The 12983-nt window shown below is 60.1% G+C and carries 9 protein-coding genes and 1 pseudogene; 7 read left to right on the top strand and 3 right to left on the bottom strand.

What is annotated here, in order from left to right; translation table 11 throughout:
- Positions 1-3: 3 nt before the first annotated feature.
- Complete coding sequence (gene ku, locus CFR79_RS07195; protein ID WP_110547415.1) at positions 4-804, top strand: non-homologous end joining protein Ku; 801 nt, start codon at positions 4-6, stop codon at positions 802-804.
- Here ku (CFR79_RS07195) and ligD read toward each other — a convergent pair.
- From ligD to ku (CFR79_RS07180), 3 genes are all read right to left on the bottom strand, one after another.
- Entirely contained in the window at positions 801-1718 is a 918-nt protein-coding gene (gene ligD / locus CFR79_RS07190; RefSeq protein WP_110547414.1) for a non-homologous end-joining DNA ligase, read from the bottom strand. The genes ku (CFR79_RS07195) and ligD overlap by 4 nt on opposite strands.
- Before the next feature lie 148 nt (positions 1719-1866).
- Positions 1867-2448, bottom strand: coding sequence for a DNA polymerase ligase N-terminal domain-containing protein (locus CFR79_RS07185; protein ID WP_181417387.1), 582 nt, complete (start codon positions 2446-2448; stop codon positions 1867-1869).
- Positions 2357-3298: a non-homologous end joining protein Ku gene (ku, locus tag CFR79_RS07180; RefSeq protein WP_220030250.1), complete on the bottom strand. Its 942-nt coding sequence runs from the start codon at positions 3296-3298 to the stop codon at positions 2357-2359. The genes CFR79_RS07185 and ku (CFR79_RS07180) overlap by 92 nt, the downstream gene beginning before the upstream one ends.
- 779 nt (positions 3299-4077) lie before the next feature.
- Between ku (CFR79_RS07180) and CFR79_RS07175 the strand changes: the two genes are divergently transcribed.
- From CFR79_RS07175 to CFR79_RS07150, 6 genes and pseudogenes are all read left to right on the top strand, one after another.
- The gene (locus CFR79_RS07175; protein WP_258373449.1) at positions 4078-4779 is read left to right on the top strand and encodes a response regulator transcription factor; all 702 of its coding nucleotides are present in this window, start codon (positions 4078-4080) and stop codon (positions 4777-4779) included.
- On the top strand, positions 4776-6152 hold the full coding sequence (locus CFR79_RS07170; protein ID WP_110547412.1) for an ATP-binding protein: 1377 nt from the start codon (positions 4776-4778) through the stop codon (positions 6150-6152). Before CFR79_RS07175 ends, CFR79_RS07170 begins: the two co-directional genes overlap by 4 nt.
- A 170-nt stretch (positions 6153-6322) precedes the next feature.
- Complete coding sequence (locus CFR79_RS07165) at positions 6323-7393, top strand: MdtA/MuxA family multidrug efflux RND transporter periplasmic adaptor subunit (protein ID WP_258373457.1); 1071 nt, start codon at positions 6323-6325, stop codon at positions 7391-7393.
- Positions 7393-10563, top strand: a complete 3171-nt coding sequence (locus tag CFR79_RS07160; RefSeq protein ID WP_110547411.1) for an efflux RND transporter permease subunit — start codon at positions 7393-7395, stop codon at positions 10561-10563. The genes CFR79_RS07165 and CFR79_RS07160 overlap by 1 nt, the downstream gene beginning before the upstream one ends.
- 1 nt (position 10564) lies before the next feature.
- Complete coding sequence (locus tag CFR79_RS07155) at positions 10565-12808, top strand: efflux RND transporter permease subunit (protein ID WP_258373448.1); 2244 nt, start codon at positions 10565-10567, stop codon at positions 12806-12808.
- Positions 12809-12825: 17 nt separating this feature from the next.
- Positions 12826-12983: pseudogene (locus CFR79_RS07150) on the top strand (IS5/IS1182 family transposase); the annotation flags it as partial.

Genomic DNA, 12983 nt, shown 5'->3' with positions numbered 1-12983 from the left:
ACAATGGCAGGCAGGCCGTTCTGGGCTGGGCATCTCAGGCTCTCCCTCGTAACCTGTGCCGTATCCATGATACCGGCCAGAACGGAAGCCGAGCGTATCCGCTTCCATATGATGAACCGGCAGACGGGAAACCGGGTGTTCGTTCAGTATGTGGATGCCGTAACCAGTACGCCGGTCGATGATGGTGATCTTGTAAAGGGTTATCCGTGCGGTGATGACCAGTATGTTGTGCTGGAGGACGACGAACTCGACGCCATTGCGCTGGAAAGCACACGTACCATTGATATCGAATGTTTTGTGGATAGGGAGGCGATTGGCTGGGTCTGGTACGATACGCCGCATTATCTGCTGCCGGATGATGAAATCGGCACCGAAGCCTTCACCGTCATCCGTGATGCCATGCGTCATACCGGCACGGTCGGTATTGCGCGACTGGTTCTTTATCGACGGGAACATGCCGTATTGCTGGAGCCAAGGGATAACGGGATTGTGGTATGGACGCTCCGTTACGGTGTGGACATGCGCGATCCGGCGGATTCCCTTCCGGCGGGGGACATCCCCGCCCTGAACAGGCAGGATGTTGCGCAGCTTGGGAAGGTCATGGCCGGGCTTACCCGTCCCTGGAATGCGGCCATGGTCCATGATCCGGTGCAGGCGCGCCTGAAGGGAATCATTGATGCCCGCAGACGGTCGCGCAGAAGCAGGCCAGTCAGGCGGTCCGAACCACCGGCGGAAGAAAAAATCGTGAACATCGTGGATACGCTCAGGGCAAGCCTCAAATCATCTGACAGGAACGGTTCCTAATGACCCGGCCGGGAAAGCATTGCTGTCGTGATCGGCTGACGCGCCGCTGGAAAATCCTCCCACGGGTCCGTGCGGAGTGAGGCAAGCCGTTCCATGGCGTTGTTTACCGTGAATTGCGCCGGACCGGTAATCGTATCCAGTTCTTCCCACCCAACAGGCATCGAGACCGGGGCACCGGTGCGGGCACGCGTTGAATAGGGGGATACGGAGGTCGCGCCCCGTTGATTGCGCAGGTAATCAATCAGGATTCTGCCATGGCGCTTCGCTTTGGACACAGTCGCGACAAAGCGGTCCGGACTGTCGGCTGCCATCGCCTGCGCCATGGTGTGGGAGAAGGTTTTTGCCATATCCCAGTCGGCTGCGGGTTGCAAAGGCGCTACGACATGCAGCCCTTTGCCCCCGGACGTCTTGACGAATGCCGCCAGGCCACTGGCTTCAAGCCGTTCGCGCACTTCCTGCGCAGCCGTGATGACGGCCTGCCACTCAACCCCTTCCCCCGGATCAAGGTCCATGACCAGTGTATCGGGATGGTCCCAGTCGCGGCAGGATGCCCCCCAGGGATGAATTTCCAGCGTTGCCCCCTGCACCAGCCCCATAAGGCCATCAAGCTCATGAATCCCGATCAGATGCCCCGCGGCATCTCCCATCGGGTCATCCAGCGGCACGATATGGGTGTTCATGCCTTTCCATGCGTTTTTCTGGAAAAAGTGCGGTCCTTCCATCCCCTCCGGGCAGCGCAGCAGCGCAAGTGGCCGGTCGATAATAAACGGCGCGATACGGGGCCATATCGCCGTATAGTAGTCGGCCAGCCCTGCCTTGGTAATACCGGCATCGGGCCAGTAAACCCGGTCGGGATGGGTCAGGGTGACAGTGCGTGCGGGTTGTTTTTCGGGCTGGGCCGATGATGTGTCCATGACTGGCATCTCACGAATGATCTCCTCAGCCGGTCTGTCGTCCCGGACACCGCGAAAGGCAGCATGGCGAAGCCGGTTATCCGCGGTCCAGCCCGTGCTGCTTTCCTGACGGAATGGCTGGTGCCCTGGATGAAGAAACCGGCGTTTTTTATGCTTTACCTATCTTTGGGAAAGGCGGCATGCTTTCCGCAATTTCGGTGATGGTCCGACCGCTTTTGACCGACAGGGGCTGTTCTTTGAGGATATCGGGATCATCCGCACTACGGGCGGCCTCATCATCGGCCTTGATCAGAAGCCAGTTGTCATGCCTGTCGCGTGGCCTGCCTTTCATCCGGACCAGATGCCAGTGCCCGGTGAGCTTCTGCCCGTGCAGTTCAAAATCAAGATGCCCCTTGGCCAGACCCTGTCCTGCGTCCCCTGTCGGGGTCCATGTGCCCCGATCCCATATGGCCACCGTGCCGCCCCCGTACTGGCCTGCGGGGATGGTGCCTTCAAAATCACCATAATCCAGCGGGTGGTCTTCCACCTGGACGGCCAGACGCTTTTCACCCGGCACAAGGCTTGGTCCTCTGGTTACAGCCCAGCTTTTCAGCACGCCATCCAGTTCAAGACGAAAATCATAATGCAGTCTTCGGGCATCATGCTTCTGGACAACGAAGTGCTGCCCTTCGCCTGCTGGTTCCTGCGTTTTGTGGAAGTCGCGCTTCTGGCGATAGGTATCGAGCGACACGGTCAGCCTGCCCTACGCCGGGTACGGGATGGGCGGGGACTGTTTTGGTCCCTGTGGGGCGATGGTGTGCCACTTTCTGGCGTGCCGGCACTTTCACGCAGGGCGTCCAGCAGGCTGACGACCCCGCCTGCTGCCGGACGCCGTGCGAGGCGCGGCTTTTTGCCGGCCAGTTTTGCCCGTACCAGATCCGCAAGAAGGGCTTCATAACGGTCGGTATAGTCTGCCGGTGTGAAATGCCCCTTTTTCGTTTCAATAATATGGGCTGCCAGATCCAGCATTTCCCGCGACAGTCTCGGCCCGGAATATCGCGAAAAGCGTCCTGTGCCGGGCGGACTTCATCATCAAAGTTCAGCGTTGTTGCAATCAGCCTGTCATCGTGCGCCCGGATCAGCAACGTCCGCACGCGACGGAACAGGACTGTGGTGGTCAGGGCCGCGACCTTCTGGCGGGCAAGACTGTCGTGGATCAGTGCAAGGGTCGCTCCTGCCGCCGGTTCCGCCGGGCAGAGGTAATAGGGCCGGTCCAGATAGACATCGTCAACTTCGCTGCATCGCACGAAGGCGGAAAGCGCCAGCCTTCTGTCGCTGTCCGGAACGGCGGCGGCGATTTCCCCGGGCTCAAGCAGAATGATCTCGCCATCTTGCGTCTCGTAGCCCCTGACCTGATCGTCCCGGTCCACTTCAGTGCCGTCCTTGCTGTCGATATAGTGGCGATGCACCCGATTGCCCGTGCGACGGTTGATCAGATGCAGGGTAACCCGTTCGGAAGCCGAGACTGCCGCATAGAGGGCAACCGGACATGTGAGTTCCCCGATCGCAAGAATACCTTTCCAGCTTGCCCGTGCGACCATGGCGACACCTGCTGTTGGGATTATGGACGTTATCTTACGCTGTGACTGTCTTTATCTGGTGCATCGGGATGGCTGCCGGGTTCTTCTTGCCTGCTGTGCCCGTGATGCAATGCCTGTCCTCCATGACCTGCCGTATTTTCGGGCAGTCGGCGGCAGGTAAAGCTGCGGAGGCGTGACATGGGCTGTCCTTTCGGTCGCCATGAATCATGCTTTATGCCGCTATAAAGCGTCGTGACTGGCGGGAGTTTCGCCGCAAAGGTATCAAACAGGGATCGCTTTCATCGCAGATGAGTTGTGACTTCCATTAATGCGGCGCCGGGCCGCCCATTGCCTTGATGCGGTGGTTGTCTGCGTCATGAAGTGACATTGCCCGCTGTCATGTCTGCGACGCTGCAAAGTTCGGAAGTGAACTGTATGACCACCGGGTGATGCTGAAACACGCAGAGTATTCATCCTTCCTTTTCTGGCACTGCGCCTGTGGAATTGTACAAAATAAATACAAAATGAATTAATCCGTTACATACAATATCACATAAACTTTCTTTTAATTCTCATGCTTTTTTTGTCATTTTTGAAATAAAAATTCCTCCCCGCTTCTATCTGCTAGGCCGGAGTGGCGGCATGATTATACTTTGCCCCGTCGAATGAATGCGAATGTAATGGCGCGGAGTATCGGATTGATAGCGGGGCAGTCAGGCCATGATCTTCCATACAGGCAGGGAACAGGTGTTTCCCCGGCTGAAAAAGGGCGGAATTTCGTCCTTGTCGTGGAAGATGACATGGATATCCGCAACCTGCTGACACGTTTCCTGTCACAGCAGGGTTATGCGGTAGCGTCCGCCATGACGGCGGCGGAGGTGCTGGCCATCCTCGCTGGGCGCACGCCTGATATTGTCCTGCTTGATCTCATGCTGCCGCAGGAAAGTGGCCATGCCATCTGCCGCCTGATCCGCGAGCGGAGCGTTGCCCCCATCATCATGGTTACGGCCCTGGCCGATGTCCGTGACCGGATTGCGGGGCTTGATCTCGGGGCGGACGATTACGTCAGCAAGCCTTTCGATCTTGGGGAGCTTGCGGCCCGCATCCGGGCAGTCCTGCGTCGCCCGTCGGGTAACGCAGCCGCTGTCACGCACGAACCAAAGCATGGCTACAGCTTTGGAAACTGGACTTTCGTTCCGGAAAAACGCGCCCTTTACAGCACGGAGGGCATACGCATGACCCTGACCGGGGCTGAAACCGACCTTCTCCTGCTATTGTGGAACCATGCGCGGGAATTGCTGAGCAGGCAGCGGATTATTGAACTGCTCTATAATACGCCGGGGGCCGTTGAAGAACGCACCATTGACCTGCTTGTCAGCCGCCTGCGGCGCAAGCTGGCCCATGGCGGTCGCCAGCTTGAGATGCTGCGGACGGTACGTGGCGACGGCTATGTGTTCGACCCAGGCCCGGCAGCGTCCCACAAGGGAGCTGCCGACCGATGAAAACCCGCTTTTCCCTACTGCCCCGCACCGTTTACGGGCAGATGGTTGCGATCGTGATTTCCAGCATGATGGTCACCATTTTTGTTGTTGCCTTTCTGGTATTCGTGTTGCGGCCAACCGTGCCGCCCCTGCCCGAAGGACCATGGCCAAACGCGCTGGCCATTGAGACCGCTATTGACGCATTGCGTGCAGGCCCGCCCGAAATACGCGCAGTGATTGCGCGTGGCATGTCTACGCCGGATGTATCGTTCCAGACGACCGGCCCCTTCCCCTGCGAGCCCATTCCGACCGAACATTTTTCGGTCCTGCTGCGCCGTATCCTCAAGGCGCAGATGAACAACCGGAATGCCGTCATCAAGGAATCCACCTGTGCCGCGGATTCCAGCGGTATGACCTCCACCCATATCGACATGCCGCGCGAGGGGATATTCATTACCGCCCATAACGGGATCAATCATCACCTGCCCCAGCTCATGCGTGCAACGCTGCCGCTGATCGTGTCATTCCTGTCGCTGCTGGTCATAATGGGCACGCTGTCGTTGTGGAGCCTGTGGCGCATCAACCGCCCGCTTAAGGTACTTGCGAATAAGGCGGAAACCTTTGGCTATGACATTACGCCCGAACCGCTGACGGAACAGGGGCCTGTGGAACTGCGCCGCGTGGCCCGCGCCTTCAACCGCATGCAGGCCCGTATCGCGGCAGCAGCGGAGGAGCGCACCCGCATGCTTATGGCGATTGGCCACGACCTGCGCACGCCGCTTACCCGCCTGTCCATGCGGATTGAAATGGGGGGGACGGATGCTTCGCCTGCGGCCCTGCGTAATGATCTGTGGCTCATGAACCGGATGCTGAACGGGGCACTGTCTTTCCTGAAGGGTCAGGGTGACACGGAACCGGCGGAACGGGTTGATATCGGCGCATTGGTGGAAAGTGTCTGCGCGGAATTCGAGGCGACCGGCCGGAATGTGATCTATCAGGGCGACCTGGGCCTGACCTGTCTGTGCCAGCCGGTGGCAGTCTCCCGCATGGTCAACAACCTGATCGACAATGCCTGCAAATTCGGTAGCACGGTGCAGGTTGATACAAGACGCAATGGCAATGAAGCCATTATCGAGGTCGCGGATGACGGTCCGGGCATCCCCACTGAAATGCACGATGTCGTCCTGCTACCCTTCGCGCGGCTGGACCCGGCCCGTAGTTCGGACGGTGGGCTGGGGCTGGGTCTGTCGATCATCCATGACATCGTGCAGCGCCATCGCGGCAGCCTGAACTTTCAGTCCAATCAGCCACACGGATTGCGGGTGTGTATCGCCCTGCCCCTTGACCCGCAGCGGTTCACGCACGCGCGCAGCCGGACACATTCAGTGCATTGATGCCCCTGCATCCACCAGGCAATACAGAGACGGATATAAGAAGAATGCAGCGTATTGATGATTTTACTTCGTCTACGGTTCCATGGAGTGGTGTTTCCGGTTGCACGGACCGGGGAATGCCGACTGGATACCGTAACCTGACGGGCATGGCCCTGCTGGCGGCGCTGCTTATGATCGGTTCCCATCCGATGCGGGCGGCTACAAAAGCGGTGGATGAAGGTATTCCCGTCTCTGTTGCGATCATAAAATCAGGCGACATGCCCGTGGTGCTGAGCGAACTGGGTACGGTCATTCCCGTCACCAATGTGACCGTGCAGAACCGCGTGGAAGGCTATCTGACACAGGTGCTCTTTACCGAAGGGCAGGAAGTGCATGAGGGTGACCTGCTGGCGGTCATCGACCCCCGCCCCTATGAGGCCGAACTGAAGCAGTATTCCGGGCAGCTCGCAGCCGATCAGGCCCAGCTTGATGAAGCGCGGATGGATAACGTCCGGTACCAGAAGCTGCTCAGACGCGACAGTATCGATACCCAGACGGCACAGGACCAGCAGTACAAGGTCAAGCAGCTTGAAGGCACGGTGGAAGCCGATCAGGGGCTGGTCGATACCTACAGGCTGGACATTGAATACTGCCACATCACAGCGCCGGTCAGTGGCCGTGTGGGCATCCGTGCGGTGGACCGGGGCAATTATGTGACCGCGGCACAGTCCGGCGGCCTTGCGGTCCTGACGCAGATGCAGCCGATTTCAGTTATCTTTACCCTGCCGCAGGACAAGCTTGGCATGGTCTGGAAACGGCTGCGTACTGCAAAGTCGCTGCCGGTCGAGGCATGGGACAGCACGGACACCACGAAGCTGACCGATGGCGCGGTCAGCAGTCTGGACAGCCAGATCGATACCTCGACCGGCACGGTCCGGCTGCGCGCCCTGTTCCCTAACAAGGATGAGGACCTGTTCCCCAACCAGTTCGTCAATGCCCACCTTCTGGTTGATACCGAGCATGATGTGCTGCTTGCCCCAGCCAGCGCCATCCAGTCCGGTCCCAATGGTTCATTTGTTTATGTGGTGCAGCCTGACAGCACCGTGGCCGTGCGTCTGGTCAAAACCGGTGTCAGTCAGGGGGATACGGTCGTTGTCACATCCGGCCTGAAGGCGGATGAGCAGGTGGTGACATCGGGCATCGACCGCCTGCACGCAGGGGCGAAAGTCACCATTCCCGCCACCACGACGCAGGGGGGATAATGAATCTCTCCCGTCTTTTCATACAGCGGCCCGTCGCCACCACGCTGCTCATGTTCGCGTTGATGCTGGCGGGTCTGATCGGCTATCGGTTCCTGCCGATTTCGGCCCTGCCGGAAGTGGATTATCCCACCATTGTAGTCCGCACCTTCTACCCCGGCGCCAGCGCGGATGTGATGATGACCTCCGTCACCGCGCCACTGGAAGGGCAGATGGGCGAAATGGCGGGGCTGGACCAGATGACATCCCAGTCCTCGGCCGGGGCGTCGGTCATCACGCTGCGTTTCGGGCTGACCACGTCGCTGGATGTTGCCGAGCAGGAGGTGCAGGAGGCCATCAACGCCGCCAATTCCCTGCTGCCAACCGCCCTGCCCGCGCCGCCCATCTATTCCAAGGTCAATCCGGCTGATACGCCCATCATGATCCTGGGGGTCACGTCCACCACCCTGTCCCTGCCTGAAGTGCAGGATTACGTGACGACACGCCTGCAGCAGAAAATCAGCGAGATTTCCGGCGTGGGTGAAGTCTCCCTGTCCGGTGGCAACAAGAAGGCTTACCGCGTCCGCGTGAATGTGCCCAAAGCCACCTCGCTGGGCATTGATCTTGATACGCTGCGCACCACGATCGGCAACGTGAACGTCAATTCACCTACCGGCAGCTTCAATGGCAAAAAGCTGAACCGCACCATCCATATCGACAGCCAGATTTCCAGCACCGACCAGCTGCTCAATCAGGTTGTCGGCTGGTCGGATACCAGTCAGGGCCCGGTCCGGCTGCGTGATATCGCAACGGTGGTGGAAGGGGCGGAAGACACCCAGCTTGCCGGATGGTCGAACCAGACCCCGGCCATCATCCTGAACATCCGCCGTCAGCCTTCGGCCAACATCATCAACACCGTCAACGCCATCAAGGCCACGCTGCCATCACTGCAGCAGGACATGCCCGGCGGCGTCACCATCACGCCGCTGACCGACCGGACCACCACCATCCGCGCATCCGTGGCGGATGTGGAGTTCGAACTGGCTCTTGCGCTGGCGCTGGTTGTGGGCGTGATCTTCGTGTTCCTGCATGATCCATCGGCCACCGTCATTCCGGCGCTGTCCGTGCCGCTGTCCATTATCGGCACGCTGGCGGTGATGGATATGATGGGCTTCTCGCTCGACAACCTCTCTCTCATGTCGCTCACCATTTCGACAGGTTTCGTGGTGGATGATGCGATTGTCATGATCGAGAACATCGCCCGCTATATCGAGATGGGACGTGACCGGATGACTGCGGCGCTGGAAGGTGCCGGCGAGATCGGCTTTACCATCGTCTCGCTGACCATCTCGCTCATCGCCGTGCTGATCCCGCTTCTGTTCATGGGCGATGTGATCGGGCGGCTGTTTTATGAATTCGCAGTGACACTGGCGGTCACCATCATCCTGTCCGCCGTGGTCTCTCTCACGCTGGTCCCGATGATGTGCGCCCGTCTGCTCAAGGACAGGGCCCACGCCGTAACCAAGCCGCGCTGGGCACAGACGACCGACCGGCTGATCGTCTCGGTCATCGATGCCTATGACCGGGGGCTGACACGCGTGCTGCGTCACCAGCGGGCGACACTTGCCCTGTTCGTGGCGACGCTGGCGCTGACCGGCCTGCTTGTGGCTGTCATTCCCAAGGGGCTGTTTCCTGAACAGGATACCGGGGTGATTCAGGGTGTGTCCGTGATGGATGCCTCCATCTCGTTCGATGCGATGCGTGAACTGCAGCAGCAGTTGGGGGCAGCGATTGCGAAGGATGCGGATGTTGTCAGCCTGTCCTCCTATATCGGGGTGGATGGGGACAACACCACGCTCAACCGGGGGCGTTTTGAAATCAACCTGACGCCACATGACAAACGCAGCCTGTCGGCGGCAAAGGTGGCGCAGCGTATCCAGCGCGAGACAGCCGCCATAGCCGGTACGCAGCTTTACCTGCAGCCGGTGCAGGATCTGACATTGAACACCAATGTATCGGCCACCCAGTACCAGTTTCTGGTGGCGGATTCCGACACGAACCGCCTTGCCATATGGGTGCCGCGCCTGACTGACGCCCTGCGCAGGGAACCGGCACTGGCCGATGTCACCTCCGATCTGCAGGCGCAGGGACTGGCGGCCAGTGTGACGTTGGACCGGGCCACGGGCGCACGCTTCTCGATCACGCCGGAAACGGTGGACAATCTGCTGTATGATTCCTTTGGCCAGCGTCAGATTTCCACCATCTATACCCAGTCCAACCAGTACAGGGTGATCCTTGAGGCCGAACCGTCGCTTCAGAACACGCCGGAGGCTCTGGACAGGCTGTATCTTGCCGCCAGCGGCAGCGGGGCCGCAAGCACGTCCGGCCCGACCCGTGACCCGTCATCCGGCCTTGTGCCGATGAGTACGGTGACACGTATGACAGCATCCACCGCGCCGCTGCTGATTACCCATGTGGCGCAGTTTCCGGCATCGACCATCTCGTTCAACGTCGCACCCGGCTATTCCCTCGGTGCTGCGACCGATGCGATCGAGCGGGTGGAAAAATCGCTGCATCTGCCCGCCACCATGCAGACATCGTTTCAGGGCACGGCCGCCGTGTTTGCGGGCAGCATGAGCAACGAGGCCTGGCTGATACTGGCGGCCCTTGTTGCGGTCTATATCGTGCTGGGTGTTCTGTATGAAAGCTTCATCCACCCGCTGACCATCCTGTCCACCCTGCCCTCGGCCGCCATTGGCGCGCTGCTGGTGCTGTGGGTATCGGGGTCCGGGCTGGATGTGATGGGGGTGATCGGGATCGTCCTGCTGATCGGCATCGTGAAGAAGAACGCCATCATGATGATCGATTTCGCGCTGGAGGCCGAACGGCAGGAAGGCATGGATTCCATGCAGTCCATAACCCGGGCGGCCCGGCTGCGTTTCCGCCCGATCCTGATGACGACGCTGGCCGCCATGCTGGGGGCCATTCCCATGGTGATCGGCACCGGAACGGGATCGGAACTGCGGCGGCCGCTGGGTTACGCCATTGTGGGTGGTCTGGCTGTCAGCCAGTTGCTGACACTGTTTACCACGCCGGTCATCTACCTGTTCATGGAGCGGGTGCGCCTGCGCTTTGCCGCCTTTCGCGCCCGCCATACGTCCCCGCCGCCCGCGCCTTCCGGGGGGGCACACTGACATGTCGATCGTCGCCCTGTGCATAAAACGTCCGATCGGCACCACGCTTATCGTGATCGGCATGATGATTGCCGGTGCCATCGGCTACTGGCTGCTGCCTGTATCCGATCTGCCCAATGTCGACCTGCCGGTCATTCAGGTGCAGGCCCAGCAGGCCGGTGGCACGCCTGAGCAGATTGCCAGCACGATTGCCGAACCGCTGGAGCGGCATCTGGGCACGATTGCCGGGCTGAGCGAGATGACATCGCAATCCGTGACCGGGCAGGTCAGCATTGCCCTGCAGTTTGATACCTCCCGCGACATCAACAGCGCCGCGCGTGACGTGCAGGCGGCCATCGTGGCCGCGCGCGCGGACCTTCCCGCCACCCTGCGGCAGAATCCGACCTATGTCGAAGCCAATACCGCCGGCATGCCGGTCATGGTTCTTGCGCTCACTTCGGCCACCAGAACGCCCGCGCAGGTCTATGACGTGGCGACCAATGTGCTTGAACAGCATCTGTCCCAGATCAGTGGCGTGGGGCAGCTCATGCTGGGTGGGGCGGCGCTGCCTGCCGTGCGGGTGGAACTCAACCCCCTCGCCCTGTTCAAATACGGCATCGGGTTCGAGGATATCCGTGCTGCCCTGTCCTCCGCCAATGCCAATACGCCCAAGGGGTTCCTCAATCGCGGCAGGCAGCGCCTGATCCTGCAGACCAATGATCAGGTTCATGGCGCGCAGGATCTCAAGGGTCTGATCGTGGCCTATCGCAGCATGCGTCCCGTGCGGCTGGAGGACGTGGCACAGGTGACTGACGGGGTGGAAAATGTCGAAAATGGCGGATTTTTCAACCGTAAGCCCGCCGTTCTGGCCATTGTCTTTCCCCGTGCGGGGGCCAATGTGGTCCAGACCATCAATCAGATCAGGGCGCAGTTTCCGACCCTGAAGGCCGCTCTGCCCGCTGATGTGGAACTGCATGTCGGCATGGACCGCTCCGCCACCATTCAGGCGGCCCTGACCGATACCAAAAGCACGCTGGTCCTGTCGGTCCTGCTGGTGGTTGGCGTGGTGCTGGTGTTCCTGCGTTCACCGCGCACGACCATCGTGCCCGCCCTGGTCATTCCCGCATCGCTGGTCACGACCTTTGGCGTGATGAAGCTCATGAACTATTCGCTCGACAGTCTCTCGCTCATGGCTCTGACCATTGCGACGGGCTTCGTGGTGGATGACGCCATTGTGGTGATCGAGAATATCAGCCGCCATATGGAACAGGGGGCGAGCCGCGCCGATGCCGTGCTGCAGGGCGCGCAGGAAGTGGCCTTTACCGTGCTGTCGGTGTCCATATCACTGGTGGCTGTGTTCCTGCCCATTCTCATGCTGGGGGGGCTGATGGGCAGCCTGCTGCATGAGTTCGCCGTGACCATTTCGGTGACGGTGCTCGTCTCCATGGTGCTGTCGCTTACGCTTACGCCCATGATGTGCGCGCGTATCCTGCCATCGGGCGCGGTGCGGGCCGACCGGCAGCCAGCCTTCTGGTCACACTTGTCGGCGCGGATGGAACGGGCGTTTGCTTACGTGGAAAACGCCTATGGCCGGTCACTGGGCGCGGCCCTGCGCCATCGCAGGCTGGTGCTGCTGTCACTGCCCGTAACCATCGGGGTAATGGGACTGCTGTTCGTAATCATGCCCAAAGGTCTGTTTCCGACCGAAGATACCGGCATGATGATGGCGCATCTTGTCGCCGATCAGGCCACCTCCTTCGATGAGATGCTGGCGAAGGTCGATCAGGTGGAAAAGAATATTATGGAGAACGGACAGGTCTCCGGCGTGACCGGCTTTGTCGGTGGCCGCAATTCCAGCAACCAGGCCAATATCTTCATTGACCTGATCGACAAGGCGCAGCGTAAGACCACCATCAGCCAGACACTGGCCGATCTGACCCATCGCACGCATGATCTTGTGGGCGGGCAGTTCATTGCCATGCTGCCCAGCCTGCTGCCCTCGGGCGGGCGGCAGGCCAACGGGGCCTATCAGTACACATTGCAAAGCGATGATGCGGCGACGCTGTATCACTGGATTCCCCGCCTGCAGGCGGCATTGCAGAAGCATGCGGAACTGCGGGATGTCTCATCCGACGTGCAGCAGGGCGGACTGTCCACCAATGTCATGATCAACCGTGACGTATCGGGGCGGACGAGTCTGACTCCGCAACTGATTTCCAACACGATTTATCAGCCTGTCGGGTTGGGGTACCCTGTGAAGGGGTAAGGCTGTAGAGTGTCGCGATGAGCCGCTTCATCCCGTTTGACCGATCCCAGCCGTATCTTCTGCCGCCTGATCTGACGTCGTGGCTTCCGGCTGACGATATGGCGCATTTCATTGTCGCAGCTGTTGAGCGGGTTCCGATGAGTGCGTTCTGCGTGCCAGTGCGCACGGGAGGCAA

Origin of the sequence: Komagataeibacter saccharivorans (assembly GCF_003207825.1) — a bacterium.
GTDB lineage: Bacteria > Pseudomonadota > Alphaproteobacteria > Acetobacterales > Acetobacteraceae > Komagataeibacter > Komagataeibacter saccharivorans.
Note: the sequence above shows the minus strand (reverse complement) of the source record. Positions and strands in the feature narration are given on the sequence as shown.